Raw genomic sequence first — 22336 nt, 5'->3', positions numbered from 1 at the left:
GCGTCCTCCTTATTTGATCCGTTTCGGAATCCCGCAAAGCACAAATTCAACCCGTTGTGCTTGCGCAGTTAAACGCTGATTGGCCAAACCGACTAAATCTCGATAGACCCTGCTTAACGGATTATCCGGCACGATTCCCAGACCCAATTCATCGGAAACAAAAATAAAGTCTTTGTCACTGGAAACAATCGTGTCGATAAGTTTTTGAATCTCCATCTCAACTGCTTCCGTGACGATCTGTAAGCGTTCTTTTGAAATGTTGTTGCCGGGAGTAAGCTCCTCTTCCGTTAAACGGTCCATTAATAAATTATTTACATACATTGTAACACAGTCAAACAGATAGACTTCGCAAACTTGTAGGATCTCTCCTAAAGATTTCGACTTAGGAGGGTCATACATAAACGTTTGCCACGCATCGGGTCGACGTTCCTGGTGCCAACGTACCCGCAACGCCATTTCTTCATCCCAAACGCGGGCGGTTGCTATGTAGCCCTTGCTCACCGCCGAATGTTGCTCTAAAATCATTTCGGCATAAGCACTTTTACCGCTACGGGCACCGCCTAATATCATCGTAATGGATCCCACTCCTCTTCCTCCTTAATGGCGATCTTAAGTAAAATCAGCTATAATAATAGAAATAAATCAATGAGGTGCAATAAATGGCAGACAAGAAGACCTATCGCGTAGATTTAATGCGCACTCTATGGCAACATACGTATCGCGCTACTATTTTTGATGCGAGCGATGCGTATGCCGCAACTATCCGAATCATTCTGGGCATCCCTTTGGATCGTGCAGAAGTTCCCGAAAACGCTCCGGAAGTCAAAGATTATATCACAGTATTGGTAGAAGATACTGTGATAAAACCGCAAGATATTATAGCGTTTGAAGAACAAATTACGCGTTTCATTATGGAAAAATCGGCGAGTGAAGAGTTTCAACCGACACACTGCCTGTTCTTCTATCCGAGTCCGGCCGAAACTTTACTTAAAGAACAGGAAGAACAGGAAAACGGTAAACCGGCAAATGACAAATAAAATAAAAAACAACTCCCTGTGGGAGTTGTTTTTATTTCAATTCTGACTCTGCACGTCCTAAAATATAGCATACATCGGAAAGACGATTTAAATAGCGAATATCGACTTCGTTAACCTCTTCGCCTTCTTCTGCATGCAATTTCCAGTAAGAGCGCTCCGCACGACGCACTACTGTTCTGGCAACATTCAGAAATGCTTCAGCCGCGGTTTCACCGGGAACTAAAAATTTAGTAAGCGGCTCCAGACGTGCATCGTACTTATCAATCATTTGTTCCAATTCTTCGACCCGTTCATCAGTAATGTCCGGATCTTTACCAAGGCTGGCCGTATCTGCCATCAGTATCCACAGATCTTTTTGCAGGGCGTAAATATCATCTTTGACTTCTTGTAGGTGGGCCGCTGCGCGAGCCATGCCTAAAACAGCCTGTGCTTCATCGATAATCCCGTACGTTTCGACACGAGTGCTGTATTTGGGAAGGCGTTGTCCTGTATATAACGCCGTCGTCCCATTATCACCCGTTTTTGTGTATACCTTAGACATATAGTCTCCTTACAGTTCCGGGAACCAGAGTGCGATTTCCTGTGCTGCCGTTTCCGGAGCATCCGATGCATGCACAATGTTTTCATCAATCGATGTCGCAAAATCGCCACGAATCGAGCCCGGTACCGCTTCGATCGGATTCGTTGCACCGTTAATTTGGCGCACGGCTGCAATGGCATTTTCACCGCTGATTACCATCGCCAGCAACGGACCCGAAGTAATAAATTGAATCAAACCGTCAAAAAACGGTTTGCCCTCGTGTACAGCGTAATGCTTCTTCGCTAATTCCGGCGAGATCTGTTCCATGCGAATGGCATCGATCGAAAGCCCTTTGCGTTCAAAACGCGAGATAACTTCGCCGCAGATTTTTTTCTGAACTCCGTCCGGCTTAACTAATACTAATGTTTTTTCCATTTACATCGCTCTCCTTTTGTTAAAAATAAAAGCCAAAGAGACCTTAGCCCGTCCTCTTTGGCTGATGTATCCTTGACACGGTACCTCTGACAAGGAGGGGACCAGTTAAGGTGGTCGGAACGACATGATTTGAACATGCGACCTCTACCACCCCAAGGTAGCGCTCTACCAAACTGAGCTACGTCCCGACATCTTATTATAGAATATTAATTTTGCGTCTCTTTGTCAAGGGGAATCAGCGCTACACCGTCGGCACAAACCGTGACAATATGCACTTGCGCCGCTTCCTCTTCACCAAATTCCATTTTCATGGCTTTCCCTACAGCAGTGGCATGATTCTCATCACTAACTGCCAATAAGGTGCTGCCCGAACCGCTGATAGTCGATGCGTACGCACCCGCTTGCAAAGCGGCCTCCAATACTTCTCTGCCATGTGGGATTAATGTCAGTCGGTACGGCACGTGCAAACGATCGGCAAATGCCGTTTGTAAAAGTTGAGGGCGTCGGTTCACCAATGCACCGATCAACGCGGCCGCTCCGGAAATGGTTTGAATCGCATCTTGCAACGAAACCGTCTGTGGCATAATCGCCCGCGCCTTTTGCGTCGATACTTCCGAGCGAGGCGATACGACTACAAAACGCCAGTCGGACGGCACAGAGCATTGGGAAATCTGCCAATCATCATCAATATGATGTGCTGAACAAAAGCCCCCCAAGAGACAAGGCGTAACATTATCAGGATGGCCTTCCAATGCCACCACCAGAGGCAAAAGTTCTTCTTTCGAACGCTGCAGGCCGGTAATTTGATTGGCTAAAAACACTCCGCCTACTACCGCCGCCGAAGAACTCCCCAAGCCTCTTGCCATGGGAATACGATGTTCCATCACCAGATGTCCGTGGGGTAAATCAACTCCGTAATGGGTAGCGAAAAACTTCATGCTCTTATAGAAAAGGTTCTGCTCGTTAAATACGAGCGTATCCGCTCCTTCCCCATGTATTTCACCGGTAAGAGCCCCCCCGCCGGGAATAAAGGTGACTTCATTATATAAGTCCAACGCCATTCCGAAGACATCGAAACCACACCCGAGATTTGCCGTCGTCGCCGGTACACGAATCTTAACGGTCGCCATTGCCGCTTTCCTCAAGCACTCGTAAAACATTGGCGATTTCACGTACGCAGTTCAAATTTTGCAACCTTGCCCGCACGTTTTTAACCGCCGTATCTCCTGCCGGGTAAACAACCATTACAATTTCCGCCGTCTCTTCCAAATTTCCTCGTTGCCACATTGTTTTTATGCTCACGCCGTCCTGTGCAAAGCATTGTGAAATCTCCGACAGAACGCCGGGTGCATTGTCAACAATAAGACGAAAATAGTACGACGACCGTAAAAAGTTGGGATCCATAAAATGTGCCGGATTATTCTCTTTCAGCCACGCATTTTTTCCGGTTGCATGATGGTGCAAGTGATCCGCAATTTCCAGCACATCGCCCAATACGGCACTGGCCGTCGGGTATGAACCGGCGCCTTTACCGTAAAACATGATGTCATCAACCGCATTACCTACAATGTAGACAGCATTATACGCACCACGTACCGCGGCCAGCGGATGATCTTGTGGTACAAATGCAGGATATACTGCTGCCGCAACTCCCTCTGATTGTTGTCGGGCTACAGCCAATAATTTGATGACATAACCGAATTCTTTGGCAAACTGAATATCTTTACTGTCAATTGATTCAATTCCCTCAACAGAAACGTCGTCGCTGGTCACATTGGCTCGGAAACCGATGGAGCTTAAAATAGCAATTTTGCGGGCGGCATCAAACCCGCCGACATCTGCCGTCGGATCCGCTTCGGCAAATCCCAGTTTTTGCGCATTCGCCAACGCATCCCCGTACGACATATTTTTTTCGGTCATTTCCGTAAGAATATAATTCGTAGTTCCGTTGATGATTCCGACAATTTCTGTAATTTGATTTGCTTTCAGAGATTTTTGCAACGGCAGTAAAATCGGAATACCGCCGCCGACACTTGCTTCGCACATAAAATCGGCAGCATTTTCAACGGCCGCAGAGACAATTTCAGGGCCGTGCATCGAAACCAGATCTTTATTGGCGCTAACTACGCTTTTACCCCGCCGAAGAGCTTCCAAAATAAATTCTTTGGCCGGATGAATGCCTCCCATAACTTCAACCATAATCGAAATATCCGGATCATCCAAAATGTCATTGATATCATCGGTAATGGTCAAATCGGAAGGAATATTTAAGTGCCCGTATTCATTAACGTTTTTGACAAGCGCGCGTTTAATCCGAATCGGGCTACCCAAATCCTCTTCAATGATCGTACGATTTTTTTCTAAGGTATTTAAAACGCCGGATCCAACCGTCCCCAGTCCCAACAGACCAATATATATTGATTCCATTGCTGCCTCCTTATTCGTGTCCGATCAAAGTTATTTCCTTAACGCCCTTAATCCGGCCGATGCGTTTGATAATATCCTCGACGCTTATCTTCATATGTCGAGTTTCAAATGACATCGTTACATTAGCGATATCCTGCAATGGAATTCCTTGATTAATGGTGATAATACTTCCGTTTTCCCGTGCGATCAATTGTAATACGCGAGACAAGACCCCCGCCTCATGCGAAATCATGATGGAAACGCTGAACACTCGTCCTTGAATCGCCTCATAAAAAGGTTCCACGCGATCTTTATACTTATAGTACGCACTGCGACTTAAATCCGCCATTTGCACAGCTTGATGAATCGTTTTCGCTTCGCCGTTGCTGAGAAGATTTTTTACTTGGATCGTTTTTTTGATAGCTTCCGGCAATATACGTTCATCGACTAAATAGAATTGGGTATCTTTTGAGTTATCCACTGCGTTTTACTCCTCCAACCGCTGGGGTAAGTGTCCCGGATCTTGAGTCTTCCCCAATAAATATTTTTTTCCGAACAGAGTTAACATAAAATACATGCCTAAAAAGAACGGAATATACTCCGCTATAAAACGCCACATGACGGCAAGTAAACCTACCGTACCCCGAGGCACATATCCTTTAAACAAAAGTACAAAAAATCCTTCAGCAATACCGGTGCCACCAGGTGTCGGCGCGAAGTAGAGCATAAAATTCAATACGATCATACGCCCTAACAGGAACAAGTTGCTGACTGCGGCATTACTTTTCCAAAGCAAAGCCGGTAAGATTCCGTAAATACAACACAAACTAAGTCCGGAATAAAGAAAGACAAGGAACGTATCCCATGGACTATCTTTCATGATCTGTAAAGTAACGGTTAAATCATCCAGAAAACGCAAAAGTTTTCGAATACGTTGCTTGGAAAAACCGCAAGTGTGCAGCATAACAAATGTCCATTTTTTGCCAGAAGATCCGGAAAATAACCAAAACCCAAACAAACAAGCCAATAAAAAAGCTATCGCAATATAAAATAAAGTGCTGTTTCCGATATACGGAATATCCAAATGATCAAAGAAAAAGACAAACGGTAACGCAAACACCAAAAACAAAATCGAAAAAATGGTGCGAATGATAACGATCATACTACTTTTAGCCACCGGTACGCCGATACTTCGCAAAATCAGTACTTGTGCAATAGCACCACCGGCAGCGCCGGGGGTCAGCAATCCCATAAAGTAGTTACCGAAAATCACCTGCATAATGCCGATCAAACGCACTTTATAACCGTTCATTGCCACAAGACGTTGCAAACGCAGACCGTCAAAATACATACCGACACTCCAAATTCCAAGCGCCAGTAAAATATTGGAAAAGGAAAAATACGTAAGTGCGTGCCAGGTAGTAAAGTCGATAGTAAAGTACACCGTGCAAAAGGTCACAATTGCAATCAGTGCAAATAATAAAATACCGTTACGGACGGTATGATTCATGCGCCGATCACTCCAAAATTGATTCTGTGAATGCCTTCATGCATCAATAATTCATAAACATTTGGTGAAGTTAACGCCTGGTACTCTTTTTCCCAGTTATATTCCCAGCCATATTGAGCTCCCAGATAAAGATTGCTGCTGCCCGGATGGCACATCAATTCATGGAAACCGTCTTGCAATTGTGGGAAAAGTTGCAACAATTTGCGTTCCGTCAAATGACCGCCATCCATCATCCCCCAAAAATGTTCGGTCGTCGCCATTCCGGCTGCACGTATTTTACGTCGTGCCCGATTTGCTAACACGGTAAGGCCCGTTTTTCCAAACAAACGACGCCAATCCGCAAGATGTTTACCGTAGCGAATATTTTCGGCCGGAATGCGCATCGCACGAATATGATATTTCTCACATAAGGTCAACACAATCGGTAAGACACGTGGCCAGACATGTAAATGCTGGTGTCCGTCGACATGTGTAATAGTTAATTTTGTTTCCGCAATTTTCTCAAATTGGGCTGAAAGCTCCCGATACACATCATTGTAATCGATTTCTCCGGCCAAATCGCGGCGAATGAATTCACCATAGTCGGCCAATAATTTACCGTTTTCGTCAAGCAAACTTTTGACTTCCGCCGGATCCGCCACCGGGTCTATCCCACCGACTAACGCAGTATGAATGCCCACTCCGAGTCGCGGTAATGTTTCTGCTACGGCGATTGCGTCTTCAAAAGCGGCGCCACCCGCCAATAGGGTAGTACTGGTAATAATTCCGTTTTGAAAACCGCGCGCTATCGCTTCATTGACAGACGGATGTAAACCAAAATCATCCGCATTCACAATTAAAAATTTCATATTGGCTCCTTATCGATAACGATCAAACGTTGAGAAGTGCCATTTGCCGATCATTTGTAAGTCTTTTTGTGCATGTTTTTGTGCAAAACTTACCAAGAACTGGCGCACCATAAACGACGCCCCCTTGGGAAGTTGTGTATGGTACTTTTCTCCCAACGCTGCCAGCGTATCTACAAATGCGGCACGGGCCAAGATAGACGCCATTGCCACCGCAGGGTATCGTTCGCCGCGAGGCGTTTGCAAAAGAGGCACGGTAATTTGCGCCGTCGCCCATTTTTTTTGCATTAGTTCTTCGCGAGCAAAACGATCCAAAATAATTTGCTCAGCAGGAAAACGCTGTAATAATTTTTTCATATTGGCGAAATGCAAATCAGTCAAAAGATCATTCAAGTTTTTGCCGTTTTTTTGGTAAGCGGCATATTTTTCATTATATAATTGCGGAGCAAGTATTGTGATTTCAGCTTGATCCTCATATTGATCCAGAAAACGTTGTGCTAATTTCGTAATTTGGAGATCGGTCAGTTCTTTACTGTCACGAACGCCCCATGATACTACTTCTCGAGCCTGATCTTTGGTAAGGTACACGGCTGCGACAACAAGCGGTCCCAGTACATCCCCCTTGCCGGATTCATCACAACCGATCACATGCGTGTCAATTACTTTTCTATCTTCCGTTGCCGCTTTGGTTTTCTTCGCTTCCGCGCCAGACGAATTAAGATTGGTTGCCAGGGCTTCCAGTTCTTCTTTCCATTCAGGATCCTTGGTTTGGATCACCAGTCGGAAGCCTTTTTTACCGTGATAAGTGTTTAAAATTGCCGTCTTTTCAGCGCGCACAACTTTCCACTGGATACCGTACGGGATCGCTTTTGTATTAGTTATTATTATATCATATTGCTTCAGACGCTGAGCCAATTTCTGACGCAGAGCATCCGGCGACTCATTTGGCAAGCCTATCTTCCCCTTTCATTTTCGCTTCCGCTTGCACTTGTCGTAATGGTATGTTTTGCGCTCGTGCAATACGGGCACAATCTTCATACTCCGACTTACATTTGTACTTGTTTTCTGCGCGAGCGTACTTCACGCGCACCGATTCACCGTACAAGGAAATCTCTGTTTCTTGCGTGGGTAAAACCGTTCGCTCACACGTAAATTCGCGTACTCCCCAACTGGTTGTTTCCTGCAAGATGAAGTCAACCAGCGCTTGCGATTGCTTTTCATCACAAAGCACACACAAGGTAACTGCCGGACGACTTTTTTCATAACAATCGGGATATACCAAACATCCAGCGCACCTGCCGCCAAAAGTCGTTCCTGCACATAGGCAAGCGTTTCCGGCGTCATGTCATCCAGATTAGTCTCCAATTGTTTCATGACGGATCCTTTTCTCGGCAAATTGCTGCAGCCACTCGGGCAGCACCATAACCGTTATCAATATTCACCACTGCGACTTTATCTGCACAGCTGGTAAGCATCCCGAAAAGAGCCGTCATGCCGTTTTGCGCTACACCGTACCCCACCGAAGTCGGCACTCCGATCACCGGGGCCGGAATTAATCCGCTTATCACCGTAGGGAGAGCGCCCTCTATACCGGCAATCGCAATGCAAACTTGCGCATCCTTCAGTTCTTTACAAACTGCCAGCAAGCGATGTATGCCCCCACACCGCGATCATAATATGCTTTCACGGGAATGCCTAAAAACTCAAGTGTTGCCACCGCTTCACGAGCTACACTTTCATCAGCGGCACCGGCGGTTACTACCGCCACAAAAGAGCGTATGGTTTGATGGGAACAGTGGCCGTACGCAAATACACGTCCAATCTCGTCCCATTTAGCTTGCGGTGCGAGTGTATGTAAATATTCGCCCATTTCCTTACTCAACCGAGTCAAAAGCAAGGGCTTGCTTTGATTTATTGCATATGAAAGTAACTCTCTAAGCTGTTCTTACGTTTTTCCGCTGGCCAATACCACCTCGGGAAACCCCTGTCGCTGAACGCGATTGTCATCCCAGCAAAGGCGATTAATATCCGTAAAACCATAATACTCCCGAATATTTTTTCCCAATTCAGTCAGATCAAGGGCATTATTTTTCCATGCTTTTAGCCAATTTTCGAGAGGTTCCGTCATAGCCTGTCCCTTTCCTCACCAAGCGATGATGAAATAAAATAATCGCTGCCGCCATGGCTACATTAAGTGATTCTACAGTAGGCGATATCGGAATATGGAAACGCGCATCGGCCTGCTGTAAAATTTCTTCAGGAATGCCTTTACCTTCGTTACCGAAAAGCCAAAAAACATTACGCTGTGAAGGCATCGTTTCATACGATACACTTTCACCAAGTGTGGTAGCCCAAAGCGGCATCTGCCGTTTGCGGGCCGCATCATATAAATCTTTCGGAACAATCTGCTGCACCACAGGAATTTGTAAAATAGTCCCCATGGAACTGCGCACGGCTTTATCGTTAAATAAATCGACAGTGCCTTTCGTTGTCCAAACGGCAGCACACTCCGCCGCTGCCGCAAGGCGGACTATTGTCCCCGCATTTCCGGGGTCCTGAACACCGCACAATACTGCAATGGGACCTGATTTTGTGTCTGTTTCCTTCGGTAAGCTTGCTATTTTTACAACTGCTGCAATTTCCTGACTGGATTCCGTTTGCGCGAGTGCTTTGAACATCTTCGAAGGCACTATAAAAAGAGGCGTCTTTTCCGCTATGGTAAGGCCACTCACCTGCAGACCTGTCTCGGTAGCCCAGATCTCATATTGCAAATCGGCCGATTGCAAGATGACTTCCACAGCACGTGCACCTTCCACCAGAAACGCACCGTACTGCTCACGATATTTACGTTGAGATAGCGCACAAACCCGTTTCCAATGCGGATTTTGTAAGCTGGAAATTTCTTTTTTCACGATTCCAACAACTCCCGAAAGTATCCTGATGTATTGGCCAATTCCTGATAAGTACCGGTCTGAATAATCCGACCTTCCTGAAATACATAAATACGATCCGCATTCCGAATCGTCGACAAGCGATGTGCAATCAAAAGAATCGTACGTTCACCGCGAATACCGGCTAGGGATTTTTGAATTCTTTCTTCCGTAGCGCTATCCATATTCGCGGTCGCTTCATCCAAAACCAACACCGGATACCGTCGCGCCATCACACGAGCTAACGATAACAACTGTCGCTCTCCCGCCGAAAAAAAGCTCCCCAGATATCCCGCCTGGGTATAAATACCTTGCGGTAATTGTTGAATTTCATCCCAAAGATTTACTTTTTGCAAGGCATGAATAATCCGTTCCGGTGTTAACGTCGGATTATGTAAGCTGATATTTTCCGCCACCGTGCCTTTAAACAAATGCTGATTTTGAAAAACGTAACCCAAGAGTGTACGTGTGGATGTAATCGAATAATCTTCAATCGGTTTGTCGTTTAAAAGAATACGTCCCCGTTGCGGAATATACATGCGCAATGCAAGCGACATCACTGTCGTTTTACCTGCCCCTGACGTGCCAGCAATACCCACCAACTCTCCATTATCGACATGGAAGGAAACATCTTTCAGCACCCATTTTTCCTCGTCACCATAGTGGAACCAGACATTCTCAAACTCTAAAGACCTGAACGGCTCTTCAAAATCCGGGCGATCGTCGATTTCCGTCACGCTCGTTTGCTCCCAAAGTTCGCCCACGCGATCGCCCCCTGCCAAGGCAGACTGCAAGGTATTGTAGCGTTCTGCCATGCCGCGAACCGGAGCAAAAAACTTCTCAATATACTGAATGAAAACAAACACGAGTGCCGCATCCGTAATATCGATGGCAAAATTGGTATAACCTAAAATCAGCACTACACAAATAAAATAAGTAAAATCGACAAACGGTCGAAAGACGGAAAATGTACGGACCTCTTGAATTCCTGCCGTGACATAGGCCTGATTAATCGTATCATACTCTTTAATTACTGCTTTTTCCGCATTGTATGATTTGACAATCATGATACCGCTCATCGCTTCCTGAATAAAACTGTTGGAAACAGAAATACAGGAACGCACTTTGCGATACGCGCGACGGCTGTATTGGCGGAAAATATATACCGCAATTCCCAGTAAAATCATTACTGTCAAAGATGCCAAGGCGAGGCGCATATGCATTTGCAGCAAAATTACAATGATGCCGACCATCATTAAAAAGTCACCGCAAAAAGGAATTAAAACCTCGATAAAAAGAGCGCGAATCGCATCTGTGTCATTCGTTACCTTGGTGACTAAATTACCGGTTTTGTAGCGTTTCAGCGAACTTTCCGACTGCACTAAAATGCGTTCGAAAACGTTTTGACGAATACGATAAATAATATTTTGCCCCACATATTGCAAAGAAAAATTCAACAAATATAAAAGTCCGACGCTTAGAAATACCGTTGTCAAATACAACCAACCGACCCTGTATAAAGCGTTAAGATCTTTCACGGGAAATATATCGCTGATCGCGTATTTTAATAAGTACGGACGCAACAGATCGAGTCCCACTGTCACCGCTACCAATATTCCGGCCAATACCCACCAACCGTAATACGGTTTTGCATAATTAAACAAGAGCCGGAGTTGCTTCAAATCGCGGCGATTTTTTCGTTGTTTATTCGCCATCGCTTATGCCTCCTGCTGATGATATAAAACGTAATACTCGCCGTGCCGATTCCACAGTTCCTCATGAGTGCCCTGTTCAACGATGTGTCCATCTTTAAAAACGAAGATAATATCGGCATCACGCAAGGCATCAATGCGCTGGGAAATAAAAAGGATCGTATATTTTCGACGCAGTTTTAAAATACTTTCTTCAATCATCGCAGCCGTTTGAAAATCGAGTGCCGAAAAAACATCATCCAAAAGCAACAAGGGGGCCCGTTTATATAAAGCACGAGCAATTCCGATACGCTGTCGTTGTCCTCCGGAGAGATCCGTACCTGCCTCCTGCAATTTGCTGCTTGGCCCCTGTAAACGATCCTGCAAAGAAAGTGAAATCGCCGTATCATCCATTAACTGTTGGACATAATCCATATCCTGCTCCTGCGCGGGTGCGGGAAAAGTGATATTGTCAGCCACTGTTTTTGAAAAAAGAATTTGCTCCTGCGGAACAAACCCGCTCAGCGCGCGCAAGTCTTCTAAACAGTACGAACGCACATCTTTGTCATTAATAAACAACGTACCTGCCGGCGGATTGTACAAGCGAAGCAACAATTTGAAAAATGTAGTCTTGCCGCTGCCCGGTGCGCCGACGAGCCCAACAAATGCCCCTTCGGGAATAGTTAGATTCACATCGCAAAGCGCCGGTGCGTCCGCTTCGGGATAGGTAAAGGTAAGATGTTCTGCGCGAACCTTTGCTTGTGCAGGCACACTGTCTCGATGGTCCGCGCAGTCATCCGTTGCCTGTTCTTCCGGCCATTCAAAATACTCGCGCAGACGATCATATGAGCCCAAAGCCCGATTCATCACCGCAATCAAGCCACCGACTCCCATCGTGGCCATGATCAGCATACCGATATACCCGTTTATAGCTACAAAATCACCGACGGAAATTTCATCGTTGATAACCAGTCTGCCACAAATAAAAAGTGAAACTGCATAGCAAATCATCGGTAAAATACGAATCATCGGTATAAATACAGCTTGCACGCGGGCAAGTGATAAGTTGCCCTGCATATTTTCTTCATTTAATGTTGCAAAATATCGTGCCACGGATGCTTCTTCGACAAGACTTTTAATGATAGGCAGGCCAAGAAACAGTTCTTGCGTATATTCGGTCAGATTACTGAACAGGTCCTGCACATGACGAAATCGTTTACGTACCACACGTCCGAGCAAAACTGCAGCCAGCAAAATTAGCGGCATTGGCAATAAAACACGCACCGCCAACTCTAATGTGATTTGGCTTGCCATCATCCAAAGCGCCAAACCGTTTAGAAAGATCGCATCTACCAAAAGTAGCATCCCTAAACCGAATGCAATTCGGATCGACGTTACGTCATTGATAAGTAAAGCCATGATTTTGCCGGGACCATGTTTTTCGTAAAATTGCACCGGTAATCGGATGGATTTTTTGACAATTGCATCTCGCATCAAATATTCACTTTTGCGCATTTGACCGAGAATACAAAGGCGGTAGCCAAATTTGCACACTAAAATTGCCAGCCCCAACAGCAAAATATTGCCCACATAGCTGGCGAGATATGTTTTCCCTAAACTGATATCATCTATCGCGGCCCCCAGTAATTTGGGCACCCATAATTGCAATGCGTCTACTGCAATTAAAAGTAGAATACCCAAAAAGTAAACCGGAAAATGCGGCCATAAAAACCGTTTGAAAAACTGTCGATAATTCATTATTTACTCCTTACGTACAGTTATTGTAACATATTCCTTATGCATCTATTAAAAAGAAGCCGAGACGCTGTCTCGGCTTCTTTTTAATGCTAAAAAATGTTTTCTTTGTAAGTATGGTAAAGATCATCCAGCTCCTGCAACTTTTTATCCATTTCAATCTGCATTGCAGAGGCCTGATCATAATCGCCCTCCACCAGCAACGAGCGAATTTGTGTAAAAATACTCTTTTTTCCGATATCGTCTTTCGCAAGTTCATTACGACGGGAAACAATTTCTTTCCAACGCTTACGATCCAACTCGTTATCCGCCGGTAATTCTCTATATGAGCACAAACGGTGCATTGCTTCATTAATGATTCGATTGTGCAATTCCAGTTTCCAACGGTTGACGACCCCTGTCAAAAAGGATTCCATCAGTCGCTTCGAGAACGTATCTCCTGCCGCTAACGCCTCCTGTTTGTCAGGATTCTCACGCAACATTTTGATGTTTTCCCAAACGGTTGCCGGCGGACGCGAGAAATGATGCTGACGTTCCTCTTCGGTGAACATTTCAAAGACATCTTCTTCACTGCGATACGCTCGATCTTTTTCCAAATAATCGGCGTTATCTCCCGGGGCTTTCGACAATTCTGCCAACAACTCATCCGTTGTTTTACCGCTCGTCACCGCATATTTAATGCCGTCCAGTGCGGCGAGGTAGCACAAGGCAATGCAAGTATATGTATTCGTGTACGGATTCGGTGCACGCAACTCAAAGCGAGTAGCCAACGGGTTTTTAAGATCACGGATTAAACCGATCAAAATGGTGCGATTTCGCGACGGAATCTCCGGCGCTTGACCGAGGGATGTAACAATACAAACCGGTGCTTCAAATCCCGGCTGTAAACGATTTAATGCATCCGTTGTGGAACTGATAAATGGATTCATTGCCTCGTAATTTTTCAAAATGCCCATGATCGCGCCATAACCGAGTACGCTTACAAAGTCTTCTTTCATGTTTTTCGGCGCAAACAAGTTCACCACCTTACCCGATTTCATTTTTGCAGACAGGCCGATATGCGTATGTTTACCGCTACCGGCGACACCGTGAATCGGTTTCGCTTTAAAAGTAACTTCCAAACCGTGTTTACGAAATGTTTCGCGAATAATAATACGCGCTTCCAATTCGTTATCTGCAGTCTGTAGCGGACTGGACGAAAATTTCCAGTCAATTTCCAACTGCTCCAGAATGTTTATAAGACGCCCGTTGTCATCAATGCGCGGTTTTACACCGCCCACTTCTTTATGACCCATTTCAGGCTGTAGACCTAACTTTTTTAAAAGTTCAATGGATTCTTCCATCGCGGTACGAACCGCTCCGTGGGTTCGTTGCCAGTATTGTTCCTTCATACGCTGTGACACCGACAATGCGCGACTGTCGATCGGCTGGCTCGGCGTTTTTACCCAAAATTCGAGTTCGGTCGCTGTGGTAAACAAAAGCTCGTCAATTTCTTTGACATTAACGTGTTCCATCCCCGGAACCGTATGCGTCGAAAGTAAATCTAAAATCTCCTGTTCAACATACGCAATACTGCGTTTCAAGATCGAACGGGCATCTACCATTTCTCCATTGTGGATCAAAAAGGCCGGAATGCGGAGTGTCCCGATCGGCTTTCCCGTTTGTGGATCCAAATGATCGTAATTGTAGTCAACCACCCAGTTTACGTCCGGGTCTGCGATCATATCGATTCGAGCATTATTCAGTGTAGCAATCGTGGGGAGAACCACCGATGAACCATCGGTTTGTACTGCATCACCGGAGAAAAAGTCGTTATAATTTTTAAAAAACAATTCAATCGGAATACGTTCATCGGTATCGTTACCGGCCATATCAATCCCGACAATGGAAACATATTGAATTTCAGGGTACTGTGCTAATAGCGAAAGCACGCCTTCCTTACCGTATTTGCCTGCGGGAATGACATAAAGCAGTTCTTCATCGCGTAACATGTTCATTTGGTTCCTCCTCAATAAAAAGACCTCAACACGATATCGAGTTGAGGTCCCCATTGACCGAATATTCTATTTATTGCCGGCCAACCATTCACGTACAGCCTGGTTGACGACCTTGCCCTCTGCCCGACCTTTCAGTCGAGGCATAACTGCTTTCATCAAAGCTCCCATATTACGTTCTTCAGGCGCTAATCGAGAAGCAGTTTCGGCAACAATATTACTTACTTCTTCTACACTGACAGGCTGCGGCAAATAGCGACTCAATACTTCAATCTCTGCTTTAGTTTGCGTGATCAGATCATGACGATCTGATTTTTCAAACTCCGCCAAAGAGTCTTTCCGGAGTTTCATTTCTTTCGCTAAAATACCTATGACATCTTCTTCTGCTAAAGGCGCAGAGCTGTCAATCTCAGCATTTTTAATCGCGGCGCGAGCCATGCGGATGACCGAGAGTGCAAGCTTGCCATCTTCTTTGGCCTTCATGGCCTCTTTCATGTCACGCTGCAGGGTTTCTTGAATGGTCATCAACTTTCACCTTCTCGTTATTTGAATTTACGTTTTCTGGCCGCTTCCGATTTCTTTTTACGACGAACGCTCGGCTTTTCATAATGTTCGCGTTTTCTTACTTCAGAAAGAACCCCGGCTTTTTGGCAGGAACGTTTAAATCTGCGAAGAGCACTATCGAAAGACTCGCCCTTTTTAACTCTGATTTCAGACATTGATATCCCTCCCTCCAAATAGTCTTATGGGGTGCAATTGCACTAATTAAAATTATAAGCCCCGATGCTGCATTTGTCAATCTGCAAACGGAGGCCAACCTAACGCCTTACCGCCGATTATATGCGCATGAAAATGGGGTACCGTCTGACCACCGTCAGCACCTGTGTTGATAACGACACGATAGCCGTTTTCGGTAAGGCCGAGTTGGCTTGCCACCGCTTGTACGGTGCTGAAAAAATGTGCAAATTGGTCTTCCGTTTCGGCATCCGTAATTTGATTGATGCTTTGAACATGTTGTTTAGGTACCACCAAAACATGTACCGGTGCCGTTGGTGCAAGGTCATTGAAGGCAACAAAATCATCATTTTCAAAAACTTTCGAACTGGGAATCGTACCGTTTGCAATTTGACAAAAAATACAGTCTTCCATGGTTACCCCTCCTCGATTCTTTCTCCGATCAACATGGCTCCGTCGTCAGAGACGACTCGTGTCGAACAAATCATACCTGCTTTCAGTCCCTCGCCTTTGATTTTTAGCTGGCAATAATGAGGTGTAAAGCCTTTCCATGCACCATCTTCCGTTTGTTGTTCCAATAAAACATTCGTGGTTTTCCCGATAAAAAAGCGCCGATAATCAGTGGCCGTTTGCTCCGCCACTTTTTCTGCGGCATGCACTCGCTCTTTTTTAACCGCTTCAGGAACTTGATCCGGAAACTTCGCTGCCGCCGTACCGTTGCGCTTGGAATAAGGAAACACGTGCACACCTGCAAAACGCAATTTTTTCAACGTTGCCATCGTTTCCGTAAAAAGCTCTGCCGTTTCGCCGGGAAAGCCTACGATTAGGTCAGTAGTAACTGCCAAATCGGGAATTCTTGCACGTAATGATGAAATAAGATCCACATATTCTTGCAGATGATAATGACGGCGCATTTTCCGCAAAATTTCTTCCGATCCCGATTGCAAAGGCAAGTGCAGATGTGGACATACACGTTCATTCGTGGCAATCAGATCCACTAATTCTTCAGAAATCTCAACCGATTCAATGGAACCGAGTCGAATTCTTGAAATATGTGTACGCTCGAGCAGCATCTTGACAACGTCAGCCAAGTCCACTTGCCGTCCCAGGTCCACGCCGTAATTCCCCAAATGAATACCCGTTAAAACGACTTCTTTAAATCCTTGCTCATCCAATCTTCGAGCTTCATGATAAATATCTTCCACTCCTCTGGATTTCAATTTACCACGAGTATAAGGAATAATGCAAAAGGCGCAATAATTGTTGCAACCTTCTTGAATTTTTAAGTATGAACGGGCACGATTGGAAGCCGGATGTGCCCAATTCAATTCTTCGAATTGACTCGTTTCAAAAATATCATGCACCGCATTATGCGCTTGTGAAGAAGATCCGTACGCCTCAATCAAATCGACCACCTTGGCTCGATCCTGCGTACCGATAATCAGATTAACCCCGTCAATTTGTTGAATTGTTTTCGGATCCAGTTGTGCATAGCAACCCGTCACAATAATTTTTGTCTGCGGATTCAAACGTTTGGCACGACGAATCATTTGACGCGATTTGCGTTCACCGATATGCGTTACCGAACAGGTATTAATGACACAAATATCCGCTTTGTCTTTCGCAGATACCTCTTCATATCCGCGCGCAAAAAAAAGGCTGCGCATCGCATCGGTGTCATACTGATTTACTTTACAACCCAGGGTTAAAAACGAAACTGTCTTCAAATTGATTTCCTCTCCGTCGCAATTTAGTAATTTGATTCATTGTAATGTTTTTTTACTTGTCATGCAAGAAAAACGAGGCGCGTCCGCGTCTCGTTTTTTTACTAATTATTCAATTTATCCTTCAGTTTATCAAAAAAAGACGGTTCTTCTTTATTGACGGTGCTGTCGCCCATGCACTCGCTGTATTTCAGCAAAGCCGCTCGCTGCTCGGAGGATAAACTGCGCGGTACGCCGATCGTGACCCGTACATTTAAATCGCCTTTGCGATCGCTTCGCAACGATGGCAGTCCTTGACCGGAAAGACGAAATGTCTTTCCTCCGGGAGTGCCGTGGGGAATTTTTAACTCCACTTTGCCGAACAGCGTGTCGAGCTGAATCGTCCCCCCCATAGCGGCTGTCGGAAACGAGACTTCCGCTTCACAAAAAAGATCCGCACCACGACGTTGGAAACGCGCATGTGGCTGAACATAGATATACACATACAAATCGCCCGTTTCCCCGCCGCGTTCTCCTAAACCGCCTTCACCGGCTAAACGAATCCGCGAATCGGTGTCCACACCGGCTGGAATTTTCACGCGAAGCTTACGTTTTTTCTGAACTTTACCGCTGCCGCGACATTCATGACACGGAGACTCGATAACTTTTCCTCGACCTTGGCAACGCGAACAGGTATGCACACTCATCATTTGACCTAAGGGCGTATTCCGTACGACTTGCTCCTGCCCGGTACCGTGACATTGCGGACAGGTTTGCACGCTGGTTCCCGGTTCGGCACCATCACCGTGACAATGGGGGCAAACTTCGTCTTTGACAATACTAAATTCTTTTTCTACGCCCACAGCGGCTTCTTCCAAAGTGATTTCCAAATCGTAGCGCAAATCCGCGCCGCGTATCGGCCCCGTTTGCCGAGCTCCACCACCGCCGAAAAAGCTGCCGAAGATGTCACCCAAATCACCGAATCCGCCAAATCCGCCTTGCGCTCCGCCGAAACCGCCGAAACCACCGAAGCCGCCCGTTTGACCGGCCTGCTGATACGCAGTATGACCAAATTGGTCATACTGCGCACGCTTGGATTCATCCGAAAGCGTTTCATAGGCTTCATTGACCTCTTTAAATTTGGCTTCCGCTGTTTTCGGATCATCCTTATTTAAATCAGGATGATATTTCCGAGCCATTTTACGGTAAGCTTTTTTTATCTCATCAGCACTGGCGTCCTTATTGACCCCCAGTACGTCATAATAATTCTGATCGCTCATGCCAAACTTCCTCTGTCATTATTTTTTATCTTCATCGTCCATGACTTTGTAATCGCCATCGACGGTGCCGTCATTCGTCTCCTGTTGCGTTGTTTGTTGCTGACCGTTATTTGCCTGCGACTGTTGTTGTGCATTGGCCTGTTCATACAACTTGCTTGCCAACTCGTGCAGCGGTGTGCTTAATGCTTCCGCCTTCGCTTTAATGGCCTCTACATCAGTACCGGCCAGCGCTTCTTTCAGATCGGCAATCGCCGTTTCTACTTTTTGTTTTTGTGCCGCATCAACTTTATCACCAAGGTCTTTCAGCGTTTTTTCTCCTTGGTAAACTAAAGAGTCGGCATTATTGCGAACTTCCACTTCTTCTTTTTTCTTTTCGTCTTCCTCTTCGTGCAATTTCGCCTCTTTTACCATGCGCTCAATTTCATCGTCGGAAAGGCCGCTCGAAGACGTAATTGTAATTGTCTGTTCTTTACCGGTGCCCAAGTCTTTAGCGGATACATGTACGATACCATTCGCATCAATATCAAAAGTAACCTGAATTTGTGGTACTCCACGAGGTGCCGCAGGAATGCCGCTCAGTTCAAAACGGCCCAGCGTCTTATTATCCGCTGCCATGTTACGTTCGCCTTGCAAGACATGAATGTCTACGGCAGGCTGATTATCCGCCGCGGTCGAGAATACTTGGCTCTTCGACGTCGGGATGGTCGTATTGCGATCAATAATTTTCGTGAATACTCCGCCCAATGTTTCAATCCCCAAGGAAAGTGGGGTAACATCCAGCAGCAGCACGTCTTTGACTTCACCGACTAATACGCCAGCCTGAACCGCTGCACCGATCGCTACCGATTCATCAGGGTTAATACCTTTGCTGGGTTCTTTGCCCAAGATTTTTTGGATCGCTTCCTGAACAGCCGGGATACGACTGGATCCGCCAACCAAAAGAATCTTGTCAATGTCCCTTACTGCCAATCCCGAATCCGCAATCGCTTTACGGGTCGGCTCCATAGTTGCCTGTACCAAATCTTCGGTTAATTCATTGAATTTAGCACGGGAAAGATTCAAGTCCAAGTGCATCGGCTGACCGTTGGAGTCGGCCGAAATAAATGGCAAGTTGATATTTGTAGAGAGCACGCCGGACAATTCAATCTTTGCTTTTTCCGCTGCTTCTTTTAAACGCTGCAATGCCATTTTGTCCCGGCTCAAGTCGACACCATTGGTCTTTTTGAATTCTCCGATAATCCAGTCCATAACCTTTTTATCGAAGTCATCACCACCGAGATGGTTGTTTCCCTGCGTAGCTTTGACTTCAAAAACGCCTTCGGCCAGATCCAGAATGGAAACGTCAAACGTACCGCCACCCAAGTCGAACACAAGAATGGTGTGCGCTTCATCTTTATCAAGTCCATACGCTAATGCGGCTGCCGTCGGTTCATTGATAATACGTAATACTTCCAGACCGGCAATCGCGCCGGCGTCTTTTGTAGCTTGGCGCTGACTGTCTGTAAAGTATGCCGGCACCGTGATAACAGCTTTTTCTACTTTTTCTCCCAAGTATGCTTCCGCATCCTGTTTGAGCTTTTGCAAAACCATCGCGGAAATTTCCTGCGGCGTATACGCTTTGTCATCGATGTTTACTTTATAATCGGTTCCCATGTGACGTTTAATGGAACTGATTGTACGATCCGGATTGGATACTGCTTGGCGTTTCGCAAGTTGTCCCACTAAACGCTCACCGGTCTTCGAAAAGCCGACGACCGACGGTGTTAAGCGCGAGCCTTCCGCATTTGTAATAACTACCGGTTCGCCGCCTTCCATAACCGCGACTACCGAGTTGGTTGTACCTAAGTCAATGCCTATTACTTTTCCCATTCTAAATTTCCCCCTTAGTCTTCTTGGTGCGCTACTTGCACCTGTGCTGCGCGTAGTACTTTATCATTCATGCGGTAACCTTTTTTGAATACCGCGGTAATTTCCCCTTCCGGTTTATCGTCGGTCGCCAGACGCATGACGGCTTCATGATAATTCGGATCCATCTGCTCACCTAAAGCAAGGATTTCTTCCACTTTATAGGCTTTCAGTAAATCCACCAACTTACGATAAATCAGCTGAAATCCTTCTAAAAATTTTTCATCTACACCTTCTACAGGATGTGACAAGGCTCTTTCAAACTCATCTAAAATCGGCAATAAACTTGTAATCACTTCCGCTTGCGCGCTGTCGTTCAGTTCTGCACGCTCTTGACGATAACGCCTTCGGGCGTTATCAAAATCAGCTTGCAAACGTAAGCGTAAGCGTTCACTGTCTTCCCACTTTTGTGTCAACTCAGCAATCTCTGCCGCGAATGCAGAGTCTTCCTGTTCACCGACAATTTTCGATTCGTCAACCGTATCTCCATCGACTTCGGTTGCTTTGTTTTGTTCTTCCTTGTATTCCGGATTCAATTAACGCACCTCATCTCCATCTGCTTTTCCTGTTCGTAAGACGAAATTCACTTTTTGCTGCATCATATGCAACAGCGAAACAATTTTATCATATTCCATGCGTGTCGGCCCGATGACCGCTACGCTACCTACCAGTTTTTGTTGATCAAAAAATTGTGCTTGTACCACACTATAGTTATGCAATGCGGCAATCCCCGTTTCCGGCCCGATGCGTACTGTAAGCGCAGTCGACGGCGAATGGCTTATAAGATCAGCGAGTTGCTTGCTCTCTTCCAAAAGTTGCATCAACTCTTGCAACTTGCCCAAGTCCTTAAACTCCGGCTGGCGAATTAACTCACTGACACCGTCGGTAAAAATTTCGCGATTCTTGCCGACCGTGTTCTGAATCGTATCCAGCGTACTGAACATCACTTGGGGTTCGACCCAAAAGTCCTGCTGCAATTCCTGCATAAGTTCTGTAGTAATCTCCCGCAATTCACGCCCATGTAACGCGCGATTCAGCTGCAACGCAAAATCCTGCAACTTCAACAACGTCACCCCGGCGGGCATTATAAACGTGGAATGATCCACGCTGCCGTCAGTCGTTACGAGGAGCAAAATGGCGCGGTTGTCATCCAGCGGTAAAAATTGGATGTAATTGAAAACCGCATGTTGCGACTCATCTGTCACAGCCAACGAAAGATTATGCGTCAGGCCTGATAAAATACGAGCCGCTTCACTAAAAATTTCTTGTGTTTGCGTGTTCTCAAAGGTAAACCAGTCCTTAATCGCAGTCGCTTCTTCCCGACTGACTTCACCCGGTTGCATTAGGCTGTCCACATAAAACCGATACCCCTTTAGTGAAGGAATACGGCCGGCAGAAGTATGCGGTTGCTCTAAATACCCCATCCATTCCAAATCCTGCATTTCGTTACGTATGGTAGCCGGACTGATACCTAAATCATAAATTCGAGCAATCGTACGTGAGCCGACCGGCTCGGCAGTGGCAATATAGCTTTGAACGATCGCACGTAAAATAATTTGTTTACGTTCTTTCATCGTTATCACCTCTGTC

24 protein-coding genes, 1 tRNA gene and 1 pseudogene are annotated in these 22336 nt (G+C 45.8%); 1 reads left to right on the top strand and 25 read right to left on the bottom strand.

Annotation, left to right across the window (positions count from 1 at the left end; genetic code table 11):
- Nucleotides 1-9: 9 nt before the first annotated feature.
- Nucleotides 10-585: a bifunctional adenosylcobinamide kinase/adenosylcobinamide-phosphate guanylyltransferase gene (locus tag KIB08_RS00615; protein WP_303988354.1), complete on the bottom strand. Its 576-nt coding sequence runs from the start codon at nt 583-585 to the stop codon at nt 10-12.
- 74 nt (nt 586-659) lie between these two features.
- On the opposite strand from KIB08_RS00615, the gene KIB08_RS00610 reads away from it, so the two are divergent.
- A complete protein-coding gene (locus KIB08_RS00610; protein ID WP_303988352.1) occupies nt 660-1037 on the top strand; it encodes a hypothetical protein in 378 nt (125 codons plus the stop codon).
- A gap of 31 nt (nt 1038-1068) precedes the next feature.
- Here KIB08_RS00610 and KIB08_RS00605 read toward each other — a convergent pair whose 3' ends face one another.
- The 24 genes and pseudogenes from KIB08_RS00605 to hrcA form a co-directional block, all read right to left on the bottom strand.
- Nucleotides 1069-1578: a cob(I)yrinic acid a,c-diamide adenosyltransferase gene (locus tag KIB08_RS00605; RefSeq protein WP_303988350.1), complete on the bottom strand. Its 510-nt coding sequence runs from the start codon at nt 1576-1578 to the stop codon at nt 1069-1071.
- A 9-nt stretch (nt 1579-1587) separates the two neighbouring features.
- On the bottom strand, nt 1588-1992 hold the full coding sequence (gene ndk, locus KIB08_RS00600) for a nucleoside-diphosphate kinase (RefSeq protein ID WP_024049245.1): 405 nt from the start codon (nt 1990-1992) through the stop codon (nt 1588-1590).
- 111 nt (nt 1993-2103) lie between these two features.
- A tRNA-Pro gene (locus KIB08_RS00595) sits at nt 2104-2180 on the bottom strand.
- 18 nt (nt 2181-2198) lie between these two features.
- Entirely contained in the window at nt 2199-3122 is a 924-nt protein-coding gene (thrB, locus tag KIB08_RS00590; RefSeq protein ID WP_303988347.1) for a homoserine kinase, read from the bottom strand.
- Complete coding sequence (locus KIB08_RS00585; protein WP_303988345.1) at nt 3109-4419, bottom strand: homoserine dehydrogenase; 1311 nt, start codon at nt 4417-4419, stop codon at nt 3109-3111. Before KIB08_RS00585 ends, thrB begins: the two co-directional genes overlap by 14 nt.
- A gap of 10 nt (nt 4420-4429) precedes the next feature.
- Complete coding sequence (locus tag KIB08_RS00580) at nt 4430-4879, bottom strand: ACT domain-containing protein (RefSeq protein WP_034436117.1); 450 nt, start codon at nt 4877-4879, stop codon at nt 4430-4432.
- Nucleotides 4880-4885: 6 nt separating this feature from the next.
- Nucleotides 4886-5908 carry a lysylphosphatidylglycerol synthase transmembrane domain-containing protein gene (locus tag KIB08_RS00575; RefSeq protein WP_303988342.1) on the bottom strand — a complete coding sequence of 341 codons (1023 nt, stop codon included), beginning with the start codon at nt 5906-5908 and terminating at the stop codon, nt 4886-4888.
- On the bottom strand, nt 5905-6756 hold the full coding sequence (locus tag KIB08_RS00570; RefSeq protein ID WP_303988340.1) for a ChbG/HpnK family deacetylase: 852 nt from the start codon (nt 6754-6756) through the stop codon (nt 5905-5907). Before KIB08_RS00570 ends, KIB08_RS00575 begins: the two co-directional genes overlap by 4 nt.
- A 9-nt stretch (nt 6757-6765) precedes the next feature.
- Nucleotides 6766-7704 carry a ribonuclease HIII gene (locus KIB08_RS00565; protein WP_303988338.1) on the bottom strand — a complete coding sequence of 313 codons (939 nt, stop codon included), beginning with the start codon at nt 7702-7704 and terminating at the stop codon, nt 6766-6768.
- Nucleotides 7694-8097 (bottom strand): annotated as a pseudogene (gene larC, locus KIB08_RS00560) (nickel insertion protein). Before larC ends, KIB08_RS00565 begins: the two are co-directional and overlap by 11 nt.
- A gap of 26 nt (nt 8098-8123) precedes the next feature.
- On the bottom strand, nt 8124-8399 hold the full coding sequence (locus tag KIB08_RS00555; RefSeq protein ID WP_303988334.1) for an AIR carboxylase family protein: 276 nt from the start codon (nt 8397-8399) through the stop codon (nt 8124-8126).
- A complete protein-coding gene (locus tag KIB08_RS00550) occupies nt 8375-8623 on the bottom strand; it encodes a hypothetical protein (RefSeq protein WP_303988333.1) in 249 nt (82 codons plus the stop codon). Before KIB08_RS00550 ends, KIB08_RS00555 begins: the two co-directional genes overlap by 25 nt.
- 214 nt (nt 8624-8837) lie before the next feature.
- On the bottom strand, nt 8838-9665 hold the full coding sequence (locus tag KIB08_RS00545; protein WP_303988331.1) for a TrmH family RNA methyltransferase: 828 nt from the start codon (nt 9663-9665) through the stop codon (nt 8838-8840).
- Entirely contained in the window at nt 9662-11398 is a 1737-nt protein-coding gene (locus KIB08_RS00540; protein ID WP_303988329.1) for an ABC transporter ATP-binding protein, read from the bottom strand. The genes KIB08_RS00545 and KIB08_RS00540 overlap by 4 nt, the downstream gene beginning before the upstream one ends.
- Before the next feature lie 3 nt (nt 11399-11401).
- Nucleotides 11402-13132 carry an ABC transporter ATP-binding protein gene (locus KIB08_RS00535; protein ID WP_303988326.1) on the bottom strand — a complete coding sequence of 577 codons (1731 nt, stop codon included), beginning with the start codon at nt 13130-13132 and terminating at the stop codon, nt 11402-11404.
- Nucleotides 13133-13221: 89 nt separating this feature from the next.
- Nucleotides 13222-15120: a glutamine synthetase gene (locus tag KIB08_RS00530; RefSeq protein ID WP_303988619.1), complete on the bottom strand. Its 1899-nt coding sequence runs from the start codon at nt 15118-15120 to the stop codon at nt 13222-13224.
- Between the two features lie 72 nt (nt 15121-15192).
- Nucleotides 15193-15648 (bottom strand): GatB/YqeY domain-containing protein, encoded by a 456-nt coding sequence (locus tag KIB08_RS00525; RefSeq protein ID WP_303988325.1) that lies wholly within the window; start codon nt 15646-15648, stop codon nt 15193-15195.
- 17 nt (nt 15649-15665) lie between these two features.
- Nucleotides 15666-15842 carry a 30S ribosomal protein S21 gene (rpsU, locus tag KIB08_RS00520; protein WP_024048955.1) on the bottom strand — a complete coding sequence of 59 codons (177 nt, stop codon included), beginning with the start codon at nt 15840-15842 and terminating at the stop codon, nt 15666-15668.
- 76 nt (nt 15843-15918) lie between these two features.
- Complete coding sequence (locus KIB08_RS00515; RefSeq protein ID WP_303988321.1) at nt 15919-16272, bottom strand: histidine triad nucleotide-binding protein; 354 nt, start codon at nt 16270-16272, stop codon at nt 15919-15921.
- 2 nt (nt 16273-16274) lie between these two features.
- Entirely contained in the window at nt 16275-17585 is a 1311-nt protein-coding gene (gene mtaB, locus KIB08_RS00510; RefSeq protein ID WP_303988319.1) for a tRNA (N(6)-L-threonylcarbamoyladenosine(37)-C(2))-methylthiotransferase MtaB, read from the bottom strand.
- 101 nt (nt 17586-17686) lie between these two features.
- Nucleotides 17687-18841 (bottom strand): molecular chaperone DnaJ, encoded by a 1155-nt coding sequence (dnaJ, locus tag KIB08_RS00505; RefSeq protein WP_303988317.1) that lies wholly within the window; start codon nt 18839-18841, stop codon nt 17687-17689.
- Between the two features lie 18 nt (nt 18842-18859).
- A complete protein-coding gene (gene dnaK, locus KIB08_RS00500; protein WP_303988315.1) occupies nt 18860-20710 on the bottom strand; it encodes a molecular chaperone DnaK in 1851 nt (616 codons plus the stop codon).
- A 14-nt stretch (nt 20711-20724) separates the two neighbouring features.
- Entirely contained in the window at nt 20725-21282 is a 558-nt protein-coding gene (locus tag KIB08_RS00495; protein ID WP_303988313.1) for a nucleotide exchange factor GrpE, read from the bottom strand.
- Entirely contained in the window at nt 21283-22320 is a 1038-nt protein-coding gene (hrcA, locus tag KIB08_RS00490; RefSeq protein WP_303988311.1) for a heat-inducible transcriptional repressor HrcA, read from the bottom strand.
- Between the last annotated feature and the right edge of the window lie 16 nt (nt 22321-22336).

Origin of the sequence: Negativicoccus succinicivorans, from assembly GCF_018372215.1 — a bacterium.
Taxonomy (GTDB): domain Bacteria; phylum Bacillota; class Negativicutes; order Veillonellales; family Negativicoccaceae; genus Negativicoccus.
Note: the sequence above shows the minus strand (reverse complement) of the source record. Positions and strands in the feature narration are given on the sequence as shown.